The organism is Phycicoccus sp. HDW14, from assembly GCF_011383005.1.
Classification (GTDB): Bacteria; Actinomycetota; Actinomycetes; order Actinomycetales; family Dermatophilaceae; genus Phycicoccus.
In genome coordinates this window covers 3,943,965-3,962,005 of sequence record NZ_CP049935.1, presented here as the reverse complement: position 1 = coordinate 3,962,005, position 18,041 = coordinate 3,943,965, and the positions used below count along the sequence as shown (strand labels likewise).

The following is an 18,041-nucleotide window of genomic DNA, read 5'->3' as shown; positions in this document are numbered from 1 at the left end:
TTCCGATCCGCGGCAGGGCACATCCTGTCGGGACGGCCATGCCCCGTGGGGCATCGGCACGCAGAGCGGCGATGTGACGCGCGTCACACCGGTGGTCGGGTCGGTCCCGCGGGCCCCTGTCCGGGTCAGTCGCCGCGCACGAGCAGCCCGTCGCGGGCGGCGTCGCGCAGGAAGGCCACGGCCTCGGTGCGCACGGCGTCGTCGTCGAGGTCGAGCAGGCCGGCGATGGCCGCGGTCGCGGCCCGGGCCGTCAGCTCGCCGTCGCACACCGAGACGAGCGCGGACGTGACGGTGCTCAGCGGCAGGTGGCGCCTCAGCCCGCCACCCTGCCGCAGGAGGATGACGCGCGGATCGGGTTCTCCCGGAACGCCGTGTCGTTCCTCGGTGACGTCGTCGGCACAGCGCCAGGCGATGTCGAGCACCGCGTCGTCGTCGTGCTCGGCCAGCCAGGTGCGGGCCCGCAGACCGCGCAGCACGCTCGGACCCATCGGCTGCTCGACCGGGCCGGGGACGTCGGCGAGGTCGCGGAACGGCTCGCGGTCGGTCGCGGGGCGCTGCAGCGTGACGACCCCGAACCCGATGGCCTCGACGTCGCGGGCGGCGAAGTCGTCGAGCCAGGCGGTGTACATCGCGTTGAAGTCGGCGGTGTCGGGGTGGTGGCCGCCGTCGCGCGCCCAGGTCTCGGCGTACTCGGCGGGGTCCTGCACCTCGCGCTGGACGACCCAGGCGTCGAGGCCGGTGCCGTCGAGCCACTCCCCCACGCGCTCGGTCCAGGTGGTGCCCCGCGGGACCTCCCAGTTGCCGAGCAGCTGGGCGACGCCGCCCGGCTCGAGGTGCTCGCCGACGGTCCGGACGAGGTCGCGCACCACCGCGTCACCGGCCGCCCCACCATCGCGGTACTCGAAGAGCGGGACGGCGCCCGAGCGCGGTGTGATGACGAACGGCGGGTTGGAGACGACGAGGTCGAAGCGCTCGCCGGCGACCGGGTCGAGCATCGAGCCGGAGCGCACGTCCCAGTCCAGGGCGTTGAGGGCGGCGTTGAAGCGGGCGTAGGCCAGGGCGCGCTCGGAGAGGTCGGTGACCGTGACCCGCTCGGCGTGGGCGCCGAGGTGGAGGGCCTGGACGCCGCAGCCGGTGCCGACGTCGAGGGCCCGGGCGGCCGGCAGCCGGGGGGTCCACGAGGCGAGGGTGGTCGAGGCGCCGCCGACCCCGAGGACGTGGTCGGGGGTCAGCGGTCGGCCGGTGGCGAGCTCGCCGAGGTCGGAGGCGACCCACCAGTCGGCGCCGTCGGCGGCGTGGGGGCGCAGGTCGCAGAGCGCGACGACCGCGTCGCCCTCCGGCGCGAGCAGGCCCAGCTCGACGCCGCCGGCCACGCCGAGGGTCGGCAGGGCGGCCGCGACCTCCGCGGCGTCGACCGGGTCGCCCAGCGTGAACAGCCGGACGAGGGCGGCGCGCGGGTCGTCCGTGGCGCCGGTGGCCCGCTGCGCCGGGAGGGCCTGGTCGCGGTCGAGGGCGGCGGCGGCCATCGGACCGAGCAGCGCGGTGACGCCCGCGACGGTGAAGCCCGAGGCGGCCAGGTCGGCGCGCAAACGGGCGACGAGGGCGTCGTCGGGGCGGGGCAGGGTGGCGGTCATCGGGTCGAGCCTAGGGCGTGCCCGGGCCGCGGCCCCACCCCTGCCCGGCGCCCGCGGCGGGCCGCCCCACCCGTCGAGGGAACAGAACACGCCGCATGCACCTGGGCGCATGCGGCGTGTTCTGTTCACTCGACGGGGTGGAGGCCCGCCGGGTGGTGGTGCGGGTCAGGCCTCGAGGGGCGCGGGCTCCGTGGCCGTGACGTCGGGGTCGACGTCGTCGCCCCCGATGGCGATGTCCTTGCTCCGGGAGATCGCGACCGCACCGACGACGACGGCGAAGGCCACCCCCGCGATGCCGTAGCGGATCGGGGCCGAGGCGCCCGAGCCCACCGACAGGGTGACGATCGCCGGCGCGATGAGCACCGAGACGAGGTTCATCACCTTGATGAGCGGGTTGATGGCCGGGCCGGCGGTGTCCTTGAACGGGTCGCCGACGGTGTCGCCGATGATCGTCGCCTCGTGGGCCGCGGTGCCCTTGCCGCCGTGGTGGCCGTCCTCGACGATCTTCTTGGCGTTGTCCCACGCGCCACCGGAGTTGGCGAGGAAGACGGCCATCAGCGCACCGGTGCCGATGGCGCCGGCGAGGAACCCGGCGAGCGAGCCGATGCCGAGGCCGAAGCCGACGGCGACCGGCATGAGCGCGGCCAGCAGACCCGGCGTCGCGAGCTCGCGCAGCGAGTCCTTGGTGCAGATGTCGACGACCCGGCCGTACTCGGGCTTCTCGGTGCCGTCCATGATCCCCGGGTGCTCGCGGAACTGGCGGCGCACTTCGAAGACGATGGCACCGGCCGCGCGGGTGACCGCGTTGATGGCCAGGCCCGAGAAGAGGAAGACGACGGCCGCACCGATGATCAGGCCGACGAGCGTGTTGGGCGAGGTGACGAAGCCGTTGGCCTCGGCGACGAACTTCTCGACGTCGGCGGCCGTCAGCCCCTCGACCTGGGTGCTGCGCCAGGCGTCGGTGTAGGACCCGAAGAGCGCGGTCGCCGCGAGGACGGCCGTCGCGATCGCGATGCCCTTGGTGATCGCCTTGGTCGTGTTGCCGACCGCGTCGAGCTCGGTGAGGATCTGCGCGCCCTCGCCGTCGACGTCGCCGGACATCTCGGCGATGCCCTGGGCGTTGTCGGAGACCGGGCCGAAGGTGTCCATCGCGACGATGACGCCGACCGTGGTCAGCAGGCCGCAGCCGGAGAGCGCGATGAGGAAGAGCGAGAGGGCGACCGCGCCACCACCGAGGAGGTAGGCGAGGTAGACCGCACCGCCGATGATCGCCGCGGTGTAGACGGCCGACTCGAGGCCGACGCCGATGCCCGAGAGCACGACGGTCGCCGGGCCGGTGAGCGAGGTGCGGGCGACGTCCTGGGTCGGGCGCTTGTCGGTGCCCGTGAAGTGACCGGTCAGCCAGAGGATGACGCCCGCGAGCACGATGCCGATGACCACCGCGAGGATCGCCGCGAGGCGCGGGTCGCCGCTCAGGCTGGCGATCTGCTGGTCGGAGCTGCCGAGGTCGGAGTACTTCGAGGGCAGGTAGGTGTAGGCGAGGATCGCCGAGAGCACGGCCGAGATGGCGGCGGCGATGTAGAAGCCGCGGTTGATCGCGCTCAGGGCGTTCTCGCCGGGCCGGGCCTTGGTGATGTAGACGCCCAGCAGGGCGGTGATCGCACCGATGGCCGGGATGAGCAGCGGGAAGACCAGGCCGTAGGTGCCGAAGGCGACGGACCCGAGGATGAGGGCCGCGACGAGCATGACGGCGTAGGACTCGAAGAGGTCGGCGGCCATGCCCGCGCAGTCGCCGACGTTGTCGCCGACGTTGTCGGCGATGGTCGCCGCGTTGCGCGGGTCGTCCTCGGGGATGCCGGCCTCGACCTTGCCGACGAGGTCGGCGCCGACGTCGGCGGCCTTGGTGAAGATGCCGCCGCCGACGCGCATGAACATCGCGAGGAGCGCGGCGCCGAAGCCGAAGCCCTCGAGCACCTTGGGGGCGTCACCCTCGAAGAGGAGGACGACGACGGAGGCGCCGAGCAGGCCCAGGCCCACGGTGGCCATCCCGACGACGCCGCCGGTGCGGAAGGCGATCTTCATGCCGGCGTCGCGGCCACCCTCGTGGCGGGCGGCGGAGGCGACGCGCACGTTGGCCTTGACGGCCAGGCTCATGCCCAGGTAGCCGATGGCTGCGGAGAAGACCGCACCGACGACGAAGAAGATCGAGCGGCCGGCCCTGACCGCCCAGTCGTCCGGGGCAGGAGCAGGAGCAGGAAGGGCACGAGGACGACGAAGACCGACAGCGTCTTGAACTGGCGGCGCAGGTAGGCCTGCGCGCCCTCCTCGACGGCCGCGCCGATCTCCTGCATCTTCTCGGTGCCCGGGTCGGCCGCGAGCACCTGGCCACGGAACACGAAGCCCATGACGAGGGCCACGAGCGCGATGGCCGCGACCGTGATGACCAGCGTCTGGTTCGTCCCGGTCAGGTCCAGGGCGCCCGACTCGGCGGTCGCGAGTGCGAGGGGTGCCATTCCATCCTCCTTGACGGCGTGCTTCGTCCCCGGGCGCTCGTCGCGCCGAGTAGAGGGACGGTTCGGGGGGGACTGTACCGGGCTCCTCGCGGGTGCCGCCCGCCCGGGTCGGAGTGACGCGGTTCACATCCTCCGGCGTTCGTGCCGGTCAACGGCGGGGCGCACGGGGCGGTGGCTCGCGGCGTGGGGACGGGAGCGGCGGGTGGGGCCGACCCGGGTCAGGCGGCGAGGGCGTCCTCGAGGCTGTCGTGGATGCCGAAGACCTTGTCGAGACCGGTGATGCGGAAGACGCGCAGGATCCGCTCGCTCGAGCAGACGATGCGCAGCCAGCCGCCGTCGTTGCGCACGAGCTTCAGCCGGCCGACGAGCACGCCGAGGCCGGTGGAGTCGAGGAAGGTGACGGCGTCGAGGTCGACGACGAGCCGGACGTGACCGTCGGCCACCTCCTGGTCGAGGGTCTGGCGCAGCTGCGCAGCGGTGTAGACGTCGACCTCGCCCTCGACGGTGACGACGCTGACGTCCTCGTGGTGGGACGTCGTGACGGAGAGCTCCACGCCTCAGGCTCCTCGGGGTGCAGCGGAACGGGTTCGAGCCGGCCGCGACGGGGGTGACGTCAGGACCAAGGATTACCGTAACCGCCGTGTCCACCCCGGCCCAACACCTTGCGCGCATCGCGCACGGGTCGAGGGCCGAACGGCTGCTCCACGTCGAGCACGTGCCCGCCCGCCCGGCCCGGCTGGCCCAGTGGCCGGACGGCCTCGCGCCCCCCGTGCTCGCGGCCCTGCTCGGGGCGGGGATGGAGCGTCCGTGGAGCCACCAGCGCGAGGCCATCGACCTCGCGATGGCCGGCCAGCACGTGGTGCTGGCCACCGGGACGGCCTCGGGGAAGAGCCTCGGCTACCTCGCACCGGTGCTCAGCACGGTGGTCGACGGAGCGGCGCGCGGTGGCCTGCGGCGGCCGACGGCGCTCTACCTCTCCCCCACCAAGGCGCTGGCCGCCGACCAGCTGGCCCGCATCGAGTCGCTCGCCGTGCCGGGCGTGCGCGCGGCGACGTACGACGGCGACACCCCGCCCGACGAGCGGCGCTGGGTGCGCGAGCACGCCGACGTCGTGCTGACCAACCCCGACCTCCTGCACCACTCCCTGCTGCCCGGGCACGACCGCTGGTCGGGGTTCCTGCGCGGGCTCGAGTACGTCGTCGTCGACGAGTGCCACGTCTACCGCGGGGTGTTCGGGGCGCACGTGGCGGCGGTGCTCCGGCGGCTGCGTCGGGTCGCCGGGCGGTACGGGTCGACGCCGACCGTCGTGCTCGCCTCGGCGACCGTGAGCGACCCGGCCGGCCACGCCTCCCGGCTCACCGGGCTGCCCGTGCGGGCGGTGACCACCGACGGCTCGCCGCGGGGGGCGATGACCTTCGCCCTCTGGGAGCCGGCGACCGGTGAGGACGGCGAACGGCGGTCCGCGACGACCGAGGCCGCCGAGCTGCTGGCCGGGCTGGTCGACCAGGGCGTGCAGACCGTCGCGTTCGCACGCAGCCGGGCCGGCGCCGAGGCCCTGGCCACCGGCGCGCGGCGCCGGCTGGAGGCGCTCGACCCCGAGGCCGCCGCGGCGGTCGCGGCCTACCGCGGCGGGTACCTGCCCCAGGACCGGCGCGAGCTGGAACGCGGGCTGCGGGCAGGCACCGTGCGGGGCCTCGCGGCGACGACCGCCCTCGAGCTGGGCATCGACGTCAGCGGCCTGGACGCCGTCGTCATGGCCGGGTGGCCGGGTCGGCGGGCGAGCCTGTGGCAGCAGGCCGGTCGCGCCGGGCGCTCGGGCGGCGAGTCGCTGGCGGTGCTCGTGGCCGCCGACGACCCGCTCGACGCCTACCTCGTGCGGCACCCGGAGGCCATCTTCGGCGCCCCGGTGGAGAGCACCGTCGTCGACCCGGAGAACCCGCACGTGCTGGCCCCCACCTCGCGGCCGCGGCCGCCGAGCTGCCCATCGGTGAGGCCGACCTCGAGCTGTTCGGACCCGGGGCGCGCGGTCTGCTCGACGTGCTCGTCGAGGGCGGCATCCTGCGGCGGCGCCCGACGGGGTGGTTCTGGGCACGAGAGGACCGCCCCGCCGAGCACATCTCGCTGCGCGGGGCGAGCGACGTCGTGGCCGTCGTCGAGACCCGCACCGGGCGGGTCGTCGGCACCGTCGACGAGGCGGCGGCGCATGCGCAGGTGCACACCGGCGCGGTGCACCTGCACCAGGGCGAGACGTGGGTGGTCACCGACCTCGACCTCGCGGCGCGCGCCGCCCACGTGGTGCGCGGAGACCCGGGCTGGTCGACCATGGCGCAGTCGGTGAGCCGGTTCGACGTCCTCGGCACCGAGCGGGTGCACGAGCGGGCCCGGGTGCGGACCTGCTTCGGGTCGGTGCGGGTGACCGGCCAGGTGACCGGCTTCGTGCGCCGGCTGCCGAGCGGGGAGGTGATCGGCCGGCACGCGCTCGACCTCCCGGAGCGGGCGCTGACCACCCGGGCCGTCTGGTGGACCGTGGACCCCGACGTGCTCACCGCCGCCGGGGTGGCCGCGGCCGACGTGCCGGGCGCCCTGCACGCCGCGGAGCACGCGGCGATCGGGATGCTGCCCCTCGTCGCGACCTCCGACCGCTGGGACGTCGGCGGGGTCTCGACCGCCCTGCACCCCGACACCGGGCTGCCGACGGTGATGGTCTTCGACGGCTACCCCGGCGGGGCCGGCTTCGCCGAGCGGGCCTTCGACGCGTTCGAGGAGTGGGTGGGGGCCACCCGCGACGCCGTGCTCGGGTGCGGGTGCGCCACGGGCTGCCCGGCCTGCGTGCAGTCGCCGAAGTGCGGCAACGGGAACGAGCCGCTCGACAAGGCCGGGGCGGTCGTGGTGCTCGAGCTGGCCCTGGCGACGGCGGGCTGACCCGGGCACCGGGCCCGGAGGCCGACGGTGCCCGGCTGTCGGTGCGGGACACCGGCCGTGGTGCGGGAGGTAGCCTGCCGAGCATGGTGCTCCTCGGTGTGGTCCTCGTCCTCCTGGCCCTCGGTGTCGGGGCCGCCCTGGTGCTCGGGTCGGTGCGCCTCGACGACCCGGTGGTCATCAAGGTCCTCGGTGGCACGGTGGAGCTCCCGCCCGTCGTCTTCCTCATCAGCGGCATGGTCGTCATCACCCTGTTCTGGCTCGGGTGGGCGGTGCTGCGCACCGGCCTGCGGCACGGCCACCGACGCCGGGTGGAGACCCGCGAGGCCGAGAAGGCGGCGGAGCAGGAGCGCGTCGCCGAGCAGCAGCGGATGAAGGAGGAGCTGGCCACGCGCGAGCGCCTCTTGGAGGAGGAGCGCCGGCGCCACGAGAGCGAGACCGCCGCCCTGCGCCAGGAGGCCGACGCGCGGGTGGCCGAGCAGCACGTCTCGACCGAGACCGCCCGCCGCCGGGCCGAGGTGGCCGAGGCCCGATCGGACCAGCCGGAGACCGGCCCCACCCGCTGACACCACCGGCCGGGAGACCGCGGCCGCCCCACCGGGCGGTGCGACTCCCGACCTGGCCCGTGCTCCGACCGACGTCGGGAGCCCCGGCCACCACGACACCGCACGCCGCGGCACGCTGACCTCGACGACGACACTCCCGTCGGGGGCGGCGGTGCAGCCGACGAGCTGTGCGCCGTTGGCCCGGGCGGTGCGTCCGGCGGCGGCGCAGTCGGGTCGGCCTCCGGTGACCAGCGGCACGGCAGCGGCGAGGGCGGCGAGGTCGGCGGCCGCACGGGCGGCCCGGGCGTCGCGGACCGCCGACGCCACGAGCAGCGCACCCCCGAGCAGCACCGCCACGACCGCGACCGCCCCGACGACGAGGACGGTGGCGCTGCCTCGTTCCCCGACCGTTCGCGGACCCGTCACGGCGCCCCCTCGCGACGCGCCACCGCGGTCCCTTCCGACGCCAGGCCGACGCCGACGTCCGCGAGCACACCGGGTGGCCGGGCCCGGACGGTGACCTGCACAGTGCTCGCCTCGACGACGACGGCGGCCGTCGCCCCGGCCGGGGCCCGGGCGAGCGCGGCGGCGCGGGACGACTCGAGCGGCTCGCCCCGCGCGAGCAGCCGCGCGCCGGTCTGGGCGGCGTCGAGGCAGCGCACGCGGTCGATGCCGAGGCGCAGCGCACCGAGCGCGACGGCGAGGACCAGCAGCAGCGCGGGGAGCGCCACCGCCAGCTCGGCGGTGGCGGCCCCCCGCTCGGCTCGGGTCACGTGCCGAGCGCGCCGACGATGATGCTGGTCAGCGCGCTCTTGACCGGGCCCGACTTGACGATGACGAGCAGCAGGGCGGCGAAGGCGACCGCCGCGACGGTGCCCACGGCGTACTCCGCGGTGGTCATCCCCTCCTCCCCGCGCCGACGCAGACGGGTCAGTGCCTCTCGTCCGTGGCGCACGAGGCGTCGGGTCGCGACGCGTGCGGTCATGGGTCCTCCTCGGTGTGGTGGACGCGCTGGTCGCGTCCGTGGCCTCCACCCTCGCCAGCGGACCGGCCGCGCGGGAAGGGGCACCCGGGCGCCTGTGGACGACCGGCGCCGGGGACCCGCCTGTGGACGACGGGGCCCGACGACCCCCGGGGGGGCGACCCACCTGCGACGACCCCCGACGCGGACGTCCCGGTCCACGCGCCCGCGGGCGACCGGCACCGGCCCTCGACCGTCGCGGCCCAGGGCCCCTGGCCGCGTGCCCCGTGCGCCGACGCCGCCGTCCCCTCATCCGACAGCACCGACGAGGAGGAGCACCACCGGCACGACCGTCGTGGCCACGAACCCCGGCAGGAAGCAGGCCCCGAGGGGCAGCACGAGGAGGACCCCGGCCCGGTGCACCGCCCCCTCGAGCCGGCGGGCCTCGGCCACGCGCATCCGGTCGGCGGCGGCGTCGACGAGACCGGCCGGGGCGGCACCCGCCGCCAGCGCCGCGTGCCACGCGACCGCCGCCGGAGCCCACCCCGGCCCGACCCGCCCCCAGGCACGTTCGGGCGGCTCACCCCAGCGGTGGGCCGCGGCGACGACGGCCAGCTCGCGCCCCGCCGCCCCGGCGTCGACGGCGGCCACGGCCTCGAGGCACTCGACCGCGCCGGCACCACCGCGCAGCACGGCGGCGAGCATCGTCAGCGACCCCGCGGCGTCGTCGAGCGTCGCCGCCCGCGCGTCCGTGCGCCCTGGCGAGGACCGGCTCGGGACGGCGGCACGGCGCGTCGGCATCAGCAGGAGTGCGAACAGCACGAGGACGACGCAGAGGGAGGTCACGGCCGGCCGTCCGTGCGGCCCGGACGCAGCGCCCGCCGAACGAGGGACCGCGACCACCACCACCCCGAGGCGGTGAGCACGAGGCCGACGCCCGCGGCCGCCCGGGCCGGCGCCGACCCGTAGAGCGTGGTCGGCGAGAGGCCGAGCAGGACGCCGACGAGCGGGCCGCCGAGCGGCAGCAGGGTGAGCAGCCGCATCGAGGCCCGCGGACCGGCGAGCGCGGCGGCGACGCGCTCGCGGGCGGCGGCCCGGGCCCGGATGGCCGCTGCCGCCCTGCGGTGGTGCGCGACGCGGCGGCCCCCGTGTGCTCGGACAGTCGCCAGGCTCGGGCGAGCAGGGCGAGGTCGGCGCACTCGTCCGGGCCACAGCCCTCGGGCGGTTCGGCGAGGCAGGCAGCGACGGCCGAGCCGCCCTCGACCGCACCCGCCACCCGCGGGGCGAGCCACGACGCGGCGGAGCGGACGGTCGGGCTGCTCGCCGCGACCGTCACGGCGCCGGCGAGGTCGAGCCCCGCCTGCAGCCCGACGGTGGCGACCTCGGCGAGCTCGGCGACCCACTCACCCGGTGCACGACGCGCCCAGCCCGGTCGACGCAGCACCGGGCGGAACCGGGGCGGTGCGGCGTCGGGTGGCCCATCGACCGGCGGGCCGGGCCAGAGCAGGACGGCCGCGACGAGGAGTACGAGCACGGCGGTCACGGCGGGGCACCCGCCACCAGGTCCGCGGGGAGGGTCCCCGGCGGCACGAGCCCGGCCAGCTGCGCGATCGCGGGGCCCCGGCGCAGCAGGACGCCGTCGTCGACGAGGGCCGTGCGCACCTCGACGAGCCCGTCGGGTCCGGCCCGCGGCAGGCCGAGCCGCTCGACCCGGCGCCCGCGCCGGTCGCGGACGACGTGGACGACGACGTCGAGGGCGCCGCGCAGCTGGGCGTGGACGGCCTCGCGGGGCATCCCGGCGAGCGACCCCAGTGCCTCGATCCGGGCGGGCACCTCCTCGGGGCCGTTGGCGTGCAGCGTGCCGGCGCCACCCTCGTGGCCGGTGTTGAGCGCGGCGAGCAGCTCACGCACCTCCGCCCCCGGACCTCACCGACGACGAGCCGGTCGGGGCGCATCCGCAGGGCCTGGCGGACCAGTGCCGACATCGGCACCTCTCCCGCGCCCTCGACGTTGGCGGCACGACCCTGGAGCCGCACGACGTGGGGGTGGGCGGGGTCGAGCTCGCGGACGTCCTCGACCACGACCAGCCGCTCGCTCGGGTCGCACTCGGCGAGCAGTGCACCGAGCACGGTGGTCTTGCCGGCCCCCGTGCCGCCGGTGACGAGCAGGCTGCGCCGAGAGCGCACGAGGGCCCGCAGCACCTCTGCGAGAACCGGACTCGCGCTGCCGGCGGCCACGAGCTCGTCGACGCCCGCCATCCGCCGACGTGCCACCCGGAGGCTCAGGTGGGCGCCCTGTTCGACGAGCGGGGGAAGGACGGCGTGCAGCCGGACGCCTCCGGGGAGCAAACCGTCGACCCACGGCTGGGCGTCGTCGAGCCGTCGCCCGGCCAGACCGGCGAGCCGCACGGCCAGCGGACGCAGCTCGGCGGCGGCCAGGTGCACGGCGGACCGCTCGACGCCGTCGCCGCGGTCGACCCACACCGTGCCGTCGCCGTTGACGAGGACGTCGGTGACCCGCACGTCGGCCACGAGCGGGGCGAGGGGTCCGACCCCGGTGAGCCGCTCGGCCAGCGCCGCCGCCGCGACGTCCCGCCCCTGCCGCCCGAGGACGGGCACGGGGTCGTCCGGGAAGCGCGCGATGGCCGCACCGGTGGGCCCCAGCCCGGAGCGGATCGAGTGCTCGACGCCGTCGCGGACGAGGTCGCCCCCCGTCACGAAGCCCGTCCGAACACTCCGCGGGCCGTGCCGACCACCTCGACGACCCGGTCCGCGCAGCGGCGCACGGCGTCGTCGGCACTGCCCGGCCAGGCACCTCTCTCGGCGTCGCGGGGGACGCGCGGGTCGTCCGGGACGTGGTGCAGGTGTGCGACGCCCAGGTGGGCGACGACGTCGTCGAGCACACCGGCGGTGGGTCTCGGGCCGCGGGTGACCAGCCGCAGGTCCGGGGGCGCCGGCCCTCCCTCGGCCCGGGAGGTCAGCCGGTCGACGAGGGCGTCGGCGTCCGCGAGCGCCCGGGTGCGCAGGCCGGTGACGAGGACGACGAGCGGGGCGTGGCGGAGCACGAGCGGGAGCAGGGTGGAGGCGGCCGGCACGTCGAGGACCACCGGGCCGCCCGCACCGACGAGGGAGTCGAGCACGTCGGCCACCGCGGCGTCCGGGACATCGGTGGGTGGGGACCCGCCGGCGGACAGCAGCCGGCATCCGGCCTCGGTGGGCAGCGAGCCGAGGACGAGGTCGGGAGGGACAGCTCCGCGCACCGAGGCCAGGGCAGCCCACCGCCGGCCGGCGAGGTGCTCGACTCCCGCCGTGACATCGAGCCCGCCGCCGGTGAGGTCGAGGTCGACGACGGTGGCGGGCGGGCCGTCGACGGCCAGCCGGCGGCCGACGGCGAGGGCGAGGGTGCTCGCGCCGAGGCCGCCCGAGGCCCCGACGACGGCGAGGACGCAGGAGGTCGTGGACATGCTCCGAGCCTGCGTCGACGGCGCCCGGGCCGGAAGGGGCATCGGCCGGCCTGTGGACGACGGCCTCGTACCCGGGGTCCTGTGGACGACGGCGGCCCCGCCTCCACGTCGTGCGACCTGCGCGCGGTTCTGGGACCCGACCCGCGCGTCGACCCGTCCACATCTCGCACGAGGTCGGCGGATGGGGGGTCCGGCGCCCCGGTCGAGGTGATACCGGACCCCCATCCGGCCCCGGTATCACCTCGACTCGCGCAGGTGCTGGGTCCGGACATGGGACGGCCCCGGTCGGGGCGGGGTCCCCGCGACCCGGGGCGTGGCTGGGGGTGCTGGGTCCGGACATGGGACGGCCCCGGTCGGGGGGACAACCGGGGCCGTCGGCGAGCCGAGCTCCGGGGGGGAGAAGCCGGTTCGCCGGTCGCTCTACCCCGAAGGGGAGCGAGTGGGTCAATCGTGTCCCATCGACGGCCCTCCGCGCAAGCCCGACGTGAACAGTGTCGAAAACCTCCTGAGAGGCGCCACAGAACGACGGATTCCGTCGCTCCGCCGAGGAAGTTGAAGCCTTGACGACCGCCCGGACGACCGTCCGCGAGCACCTCTGACCGCGACGACCGTCGACCACGCCCGACGAGCACCCCGACGACCCCGCCGAGCACCGACGACGACGCCCCCGCCGACGGGGCGGGGCGTCGTCCTGCCGCGAGGCTCCGGGCGACCAGGCGTGCTCCATGCCGTCACCGTGCTGGGTCCAGCCCAGCACGGTCGGTCCATCAGTGGACTGCCCGCGCGTGGGTACCCGTCGCATCGCGGTAGGTCTGTCGGTGAGGGAGTCCGGGGAGACCCTCACCTCCGGTTCTACTCCTGACGACGGGCCTCGACAACCGGAGCGGCCACCCGATCGCCGGACGGTCGCCGAACCACCGCCGGACGGTCGCGACGCCTCGGCGCTACCCCAGCCGGCCGGCGAGCACGGCGTCGGCCACCTTCTCGCCCTCGTCGGCGGCAGCACGCACGGCGGTGCAGCAGTGGGTGACCCACAACCCGACGCCCACGACGTCGCCCCGCCCGTACGCGGCCAGCGCGCCGACGTACGGCGCCCCGCCGCCGGCGCCGTGGCCCGCCTCGGTCACCGCGACCCCGGTGGGGTCGAGCCCGCCGGCCTGGGCGAGCGCCCGGTCGAGGGCCCGCGCGACGACGGCGTTGCCCCGGACGAACGGACGCACCGTCGCGAGCTCGGCGTGCACGACCGCCGCCGCGACGACCACGGGCAGCCGCGGCACCGCGAGGAGCACCTCGACGACCCCGCGCAGCCGCTCGGCCGCGGCCCCGGCCGAGGGCGCCTCGCCGAGGTCACCGAGCTCGGCACACCGCTCCCCGTCCCGTCGCGGCCGCCCGAGCGCGTCGTCCGGCAACAGGCCGGAGGCCGCCACCGTGTGCAGCCGGGCCAGGGCCTGCAGTGGCGCCGACAGGACGAGGCCGCGCACGTGCTCGGACTCCGCCGTCGCCCCGACGACCCCTCGCACGACCCGCTCGACGGGGTCCGGGTCGGCCGACCACGTCGCCGCACCGCGCACCACGTCGCGGATGGCGTCGAGCGGCATCGAGGCGCCCTCGAGCTCGGCGCTGGCCAGCGCCCCGCGCACCCTCGACTCGGCCGCCGCCTCGGGGATGCGGCGCCGCAGGGCCTGGTGCCAGCGCAGCCGCGTGCACGCCTCCCGAGCGGCCTCGACCTGCTCCGGGACCCCCGGGAGCTCGGCGAGCCGGGCCACCGCCTCGACGGCCGGCGAGGGGCGGGACGGCGGCGCGGCGGGCATCCCGGAAGCCTAGCCAGCGGCCGGCGCGAGCCCCTCCGGCGGCACCCGGATGCCCGCCAGCTGCCGCGAGCGCGCGACGAGCCGCCCGGTGGAGTCCCAGACGTCGGCCTCCTCGACGTAGAAGCCCCCGACGACCGCGTCGACGTGCATCGCCACCTGCAGCCAGCCCGGCGCCGGTCGCCCGAGCACCTGCCCGGTCAGCTCGAGCGTCGGCGCCCAGCCCGCCACCCCGAGGTCGAAGGCGACCGGCATCAGGCAGTCGACGGCGAAGGGCAGCATCGCGACGTCGGGCTCGCGGCCGTCGGCCATCCGCACCCACGCCCGCAGCACGCCGCGTCCGGTCGGACGACCGACCGCGAACCCGGCCGTCGCGGGGTCCACCCGCAGGTCGAGCCGGTCGAGGAGGGCGATGGCCGACGCGAGCGGGCTGCCGTCACGCTGCGCCGGCACACACGCGTCCGGCGGGGGCATCGTCGGCGGTCCGGGCGAGCGGTGCACCGGCTCCAGGGCCACCGAGGCGTCGCCCAGCACGGCCGTCACCCGGGCCCGCTCGACCGGTCCGTCCGGCCCCTCCTGGACCAGCCGCACCTGCCCCGTCGACACCGACCGGCCGGCGCGCAGCAGCTCGGCGCGCACCTCGACCGGACCCGGCTGGGCCGCGGAGAGGAACACCGTGCTCCAGGTGAGGACGTCCGGATGACCGGCGCCGGCCGCCGCGTCGGCGAGGGCCCGAGCCCCGAGCGCCATGAGCACCCCACCGTTGACGGCGTTCCCGATGACCCACCCGTCGCCGAACTCGCCCGCGGCCACGGCCTCGCCCGCTCCCGCACCCGCCGGTCCGTCGACCCACCGCAGCGCCAGCACCTCGTCGAGCTCGCCCACCGTCTGCGACCGCCTTCCGCGCCCGGCGGCCCTCTGCCGCACCTGACCCGGTGAGCCTAGGGTGTGCGCATGACGGTGTGCCCATGACGGGCAGCATCCACTGGCCCACGGCGGTCCTCGTCGCGGTCACCATGCTGCTGCTCTGGCTCGCGGTGTGGCTGCTGCGCCGCAGCCGCCGGCGGGGCTTCATCTCCGAGACCGACCGCGCCACCTACGCGACGCTGCACACCGCGTCGCTCGCCTCGCGCCACCTCGGCGAGGGCCTGACCCCGAGGCCGCCGAGCGCGCCGGCCGCCACCTCCTGTCCATCCTCGGCGCCCACGCCGTCTCGCTCGCCACCCCCGGGAGCGTCCTGTCCTGGACGGGTACCGGCGAGCACCACCGCGCGCTGGCCGTCCCCCTCGGCGAGCGCACCCTCGAGACCGGCCGCACGGTCGCCCACGGCGGCGAGGACGTCGCGTGCTCCGACCCCGACTGCCCGATCCGGATGGCCGTCACGGCGCCCCTGGTCTCCGACGACCTCGTGATCGGCACGCTCACCGCGTGGACCGAGCACTCCTCGCCCGGCCTGACCCGCGCCACCGAGGAGGTCGCGACATGGGTGTCGAGCCAGCTGGCCCTCGCCGAGCTGGCCCGCACCCGCACCCAGGTCGTCGAGGCCGAGCTGCGGGCCCTGCGCGCGCAGATCAGCCCGCACTTCATCTACAACAGCCTCGCGGCCATCGCCTCGTTCGTGCGCACCGACCCCGACCGCGCACGCGAGCTGCTCCTCGACTTCGCCGACTTCACCCGCTACGCGCTGCGCACCGGCGGCACCTTCACGACCCTCGCCGAGGAGCTGCGCAACGTCGAGCGCTACCTCGTGCTCGAGCAGGCCCGCTTCGGCGACCGGCTGCGCGTCTCGCTGCTCGTCGCGCCCGAGGTCCTGCCCGTCTCGCTCCCGTACCTCGCCGTGCAGCCGCTCGTCGAGAACGCGGTGCGGCACGGCCTCGCGAGCAAGGAGGGCACCGGGCACGTCACCATCACCGCCACCGACCTCGGCGCCGAGGCCGAGATCGCCATCGAGGACGACGGCGTCGGCACCGACCCCGAGCACGTGCGCACGATCCTCGACGGCGCCCGCGCCACCGACTCGGTCGGCCTCGGCAACGTCGACGCCCGGCTGCGCCAGGTCTACGGCGACGAGTTCGGGCTGGTCGTCGAGACCGCCCCGGGAGCGGGGACGAAGGTCAGCTTCCGTGTGCCCAAGTTCGCACCCGGGGTCCACGCACAACCCTGACGGCTGGTCGTAGGCTGCCCCGCATGTCCACCGACCAGGGGATGGTCGTGCTCGTCGTCGACGACGAGCTCCCCGCCCTGTCCGAGCTGGGCTACCTCCTCGGGCGCGACGACCGGGTCGCCGAGGTCCTCACGGCCTCGAGCGGCACCGACGCCCTCCAGCTCCTCGACGCCCGCGACGTCGACGTCGTCTTCAGCGACATCTCGATGCCGGGCCTCGACGGGATGGCCCTGGCACGCGTCATCTCACGGTTCGCGGTGCGCCCCCAGGTCGTCTTCGTCACGGCCCACGAGCGGCACGCCGTCGACGCCTTCGCCCTCGACGTCACCGACTACGTGATGAAGCCGGTGCGTGAGGACCGCATCGCCGAGGCCGTGCGCCGGGTCGTCGAGCTGCGCGAGCGCGGTGGCGCCCGGGCGCCCTCCGACGCCGCCCCCGGCCCGCCCGTCGAGGACGAGACCATCCCCGTCGAGCTCGGCGGCGTCACCCGCTTCATCACCCGCACCCAGATCCGGTACGCCCAGGCCCACGGCGACTACGCCCGGCTGCACACCGACACCGGGTCGCACCTCGTGCGCGTCCCGCTGAGCGTCCTCGAGGAGCGGTGGGCCGAGCACGGGTTCGTCCGCATCCACCGCAGCACTCTCGTCGCGCTCCCCCACGTCAGCGAGGTGCGCATGGACCACGGCCGCTGCTCGGTGCTCGTCGGCCGCGTCGAGCTGCAGGTCAGCCGCCGGCACACCAAGGAGCTGCGCGACACCCTCCTGCGGCGTCCGCTCGGCGACCGCCGCCCCGGCGCCTGACGTCCGTGAGCACCCCGCCGCCCGAGCGCGTCCGCGTCACGAGCTCGCGCCGCGGCGCGGTCCCGCACCGCTCGCGCCCGGCCGCCCGCGACATCGACGAGCAGACCGAGCTCGGCGACGTCTACCTCGACGGCCTGATGCGCGCCCAGCTGCGGCTCTCGCTCGTCATCCTCGCCCTGATGGTCGTCGGCCTCGCCGCCCTGCCGGTCGTCCTCGCCCTCGTGCCCGCGACGCGCTCGACGACGGTGTTCGGCATCCCGTTCCCGTGGGTCGTCCTCGGCGTCGCGGTCTACCCGGCGGCGTGGGTGCTCGCCCGGTGGTACGCACGGCAGAGCGAGCGCATCGAGTCCGACTTCGCCGAGGTCGTGGACGAGCCGTGAACCATCCCCTGTCCATCGTCGCGGTCGTGCTCGTGTGCCTGACCACCCTGGCCGTCGGCGGCCTCGGGCTGCGGCTCTCGCGCCGCACGAGCGACTTCTACGTCGCCGGCCGCACGGTGTCACCGCGCCTCAACGCGTCGGCCATCGGCGGTGAGTACCTCTCCGCCGCAAGCTTCCTCGGCGTGGCGGGGCTCGTGTACGGCGTCGGGGTCGACATGCTCTGGCTGCCCGTGGGGTACACCCTCGGCTACCTCGTGCTCCTCGTCATGGTGGCCGCCCCGATGCGCCGCTCGGGCGCGTACACGCTGCCCGACTTCGCCGAGGCCCGGCTCGGCTCGCGGGCCGTCCGGCTCGTCTCGTCGCTGCTCGTCGTGGCCATCGGCTGGCTCTACCTCGTGCCGCAGTTCCAGGGCGCGAGCCTCACCCTGACGCTCGTCACGGGCGCGCCGTCGTGGGTCGGCGGCTTCGTCGTGATGGTCGTCATCGCGGCGGCGGTCGGGGCGGGCGGCATGCGCTCGATCACCTTCGTCCAGGCCGTGCAGTACTGGGTCAAGCTCACCGCCCTGGCCGTGCCCGCCTTCGTCCTCCTGCTCCTGTGGTTCCGCGACGGGCACCCGGCCCCGGTCGTGCCGCCGGAGTGGCACGTGCCGCTCACCCCCACCGGCCCCGGCGACCACCCCGTCTACCGGACGGCCTCGACCCTCCTCGCCCTCTGCCTCGGGACCATGGGGCTGCCGCACGTGCTCGTCCGGTACTACACGAACCCCGACGGCATCGGTGCCCGCCGCACCACCGTCACGGTCATCGCCCTGCTGGGCACCTTCTACCTGCTGCCACCGGTGTACGGCGTG

General features: G+C 76.0%; 13 protein-coding genes and 5 pseudogenes. 6 read left to right on the top strand and 12 right to left on the bottom strand.

Annotated features, from left to right (window positions below; genetic code table 11):
* Positions 1-125: 125 nt before the first annotated feature.
* The 3 genes and pseudogenes from G7075_RS19445 to G7075_RS19435 all read right to left on the bottom strand — a co-directional run bounded on the left by G7075_RS19445 (position 126) and on the right by G7075_RS19435 (position 4,701).
* Complete coding sequence (locus tag G7075_RS19445; protein WP_166124063.1) at positions 126-1,634, bottom strand: methyltransferase; 1,509 nt, start codon at positions 1,632-1,634, stop codon at positions 126-128.
* 165 nt (positions 1,635-1,799) lie between these two features.
* Positions 1,800-4,147, bottom strand: a pseudogene (locus G7075_RS19440) (sodium-translocating pyrophosphatase).
* A gap of 218 nt (positions 4,148-4,365) precedes the next feature.
* The gene (locus G7075_RS19435) at positions 4,366-4,701 is read right to left on the bottom strand and encodes an STAS domain-containing protein (protein WP_166124062.1); all 336 of its coding nucleotides are present in this window, start codon (positions 4,699-4,701) and stop codon (positions 4,366-4,368) included.
* An 86-nt stretch (positions 4,702-4,787) separates the two neighbouring features.
* On the opposite strand from G7075_RS19435, the pseudogene G7075_RS19430 reads away from it, so the two are divergent.
* Together G7075_RS19430 and G7075_RS19425 are read left to right on the top strand one after the other, a co-directional pair.
* Positions 4,788-7,069, top strand: a pseudogene (locus G7075_RS19430) (DEAD/DEAH box helicase).
* Positions 7,070-7,152: 83 nt separating this feature from the next.
* A complete protein-coding gene (locus G7075_RS19425; RefSeq protein ID WP_166124061.1) occupies positions 7,153-7,632 on the top strand; it encodes a hypothetical protein in 480 nt (159 codons plus the stop codon).
* Positions 7,633-7,689: 57 nt separating this feature from the next.
* On the opposite strand, the pseudogene G7075_RS22175 reads toward G7075_RS19425, so the two are convergent.
* From G7075_RS22175 to G7075_RS19385, 9 genes and pseudogenes are all read right to left on the bottom strand, one after another.
* Positions 7,690-8,037: pseudogene (locus tag G7075_RS22175) on the bottom strand (Rv3654c family TadE-like protein); the annotation flags it as partial.
* Entirely contained in the window at positions 8,034-8,384 is a 351-nt protein-coding gene (locus G7075_RS19415; protein WP_166124060.1) for a TadE family type IV pilus minor pilin, read from the bottom strand. The pseudogene G7075_RS22175 and the gene G7075_RS19415, both read right to left, overlap by 4 nt.
* Positions 8,381-8,596: a DUF4244 domain-containing protein gene (locus G7075_RS19410; protein WP_166124059.1), complete on the bottom strand. Its 216-nt coding sequence runs from the start codon at positions 8,594-8,596 to the stop codon at positions 8,381-8,383. The genes G7075_RS19415 and G7075_RS19410 overlap by 4 nt, the downstream gene beginning before the upstream one ends.
* Before the next feature lie 285 nt (positions 8,597-8,881).
* On the bottom strand, positions 8,882-9,418 hold the full coding sequence (locus G7075_RS19405) for a type II secretion system F family protein (protein ID WP_166124058.1): 537 nt from the start codon (positions 9,416-9,418) through the stop codon (positions 8,882-8,884).
* On the bottom strand, positions 9,415-9,615 hold the full coding sequence (locus tag G7075_RS19400; RefSeq protein WP_166124057.1) for a hypothetical protein: 201 nt from the start codon (positions 9,613-9,615) through the stop codon (positions 9,415-9,417). The genes G7075_RS19405 and G7075_RS19400 overlap by 4 nt, the downstream gene beginning before the upstream one ends.
* Before the next feature lie 496 nt (positions 9,616-10,111).
* Positions 10,112-11,055, bottom strand: a pseudogene (locus G7075_RS21825) (TadA family conjugal transfer-associated ATPase).
* Positions 11,056-11,285: 230 nt separating this feature from the next.
* Complete coding sequence (locus tag G7075_RS21820; protein ID WP_240917769.1) at positions 11,286-12,035, bottom strand: hypothetical protein; 750 nt, start codon at positions 12,033-12,035, stop codon at positions 11,286-11,288.
* A gap of 944 nt (positions 12,036-12,979) precedes the next feature.
* Entirely contained in the window at positions 12,980-13,846 is an 867-nt protein-coding gene (locus G7075_RS19390) for a hypothetical protein (protein WP_166124056.1), read from the bottom strand.
* Positions 13,847-13,855: 9 nt separating this feature from the next.
* Positions 13,856-14,728 carry a thioesterase family protein gene (locus G7075_RS19385; RefSeq protein WP_240917768.1) on the bottom strand — a complete coding sequence of 291 codons (873 nt, stop codon included), beginning with the start codon at positions 14,726-14,728 and terminating at the stop codon, positions 13,856-13,858.
* A 154-nt stretch (positions 14,729-14,882) separates the two neighbouring features.
* Here G7075_RS19385 and G7075_RS19380 point away from each other — a divergent pair, with 154 nt between their 5' ends.
* The 4 genes and pseudogenes from G7075_RS19380 to G7075_RS23245 form a co-directional block, all read left to right on the top strand.
* Positions 14,883-16,007 (top strand): histidine kinase, encoded by a 1,125-nt coding sequence (locus tag G7075_RS19380; protein WP_371814130.1) that lies wholly within the window; start codon positions 14,883-14,885, stop codon positions 16,005-16,007.
* A gap of 23 nt (positions 16,008-16,030) precedes the next feature.
* Positions 16,031-16,810 (top strand): LytTR family DNA-binding domain-containing protein, encoded by a 780-nt coding sequence (locus G7075_RS19375; RefSeq protein WP_166124055.1) that lies wholly within the window; start codon positions 16,031-16,033, stop codon positions 16,808-16,810.
* Positions 16,811-16,815: 5 nt separating this feature from the next.
* Positions 16,816-17,190, top strand: a complete 375-nt coding sequence (locus G7075_RS19370; RefSeq protein ID WP_166124054.1) for a DUF485 domain-containing protein — start codon at positions 16,816-16,818, stop codon at positions 17,188-17,190.
* Positions 17,076-18,011, top strand: a pseudogene (locus tag G7075_RS23245) (hypothetical protein); the annotation flags it as partial. The gene G7075_RS19370 and the pseudogene G7075_RS23245, both read left to right, overlap by 115 nt.
* Positions 18,012-18,041 lie beyond the last annotated feature (30 nt).

Coding starts and splice junctions, on each gene's coding strand:
- G7075_RS19410 (WP_166124059.1), bottom strand. CDS start 8,596: ATGACCGCACGCGTCGCGACCCGACGCCTCGTGCGCCACGGACGAGAG.
- G7075_RS19445 (WP_166124063.1), bottom strand. CDS start 1,634: ATGACCGCCACCCTGCCCCGCCCCGACGACGCCCTCGTCGCCCGTTTG.
- G7075_RS19375 (WP_166124055.1), top strand. CDS start 16,031: ATGTCCACCGACCAGGGGATGGTCGTGCTCGTCGTCGACGACGAGCTC.
- G7075_RS21820 (WP_240917769.1), bottom strand. CDS start 12,035: ATGTCCACGACCTCCTGCGTCCTCGCCGTCGTCGGGGCCTCGGGCGGC.
- G7075_RS19425 (WP_166124061.1), top strand. CDS start 7,153: ATGGTGCTCCTCGGTGTGGTCCTCGTCCTCCTGGCCCTCGGTGTCGGG.
- G7075_RS19400 (WP_166124057.1), bottom strand. CDS start 9,615: ATGCGGCTGCTCACCCTGCTGCCGCTCGGCGGCCCGCTCGTCGGCGTC.
- G7075_RS19390 (WP_166124056.1), bottom strand. CDS start 13,846: ATGCCCGCCGCGCCGCCGTCCCGCCCCTCGCCGGCCGTCGAGGCGGTG.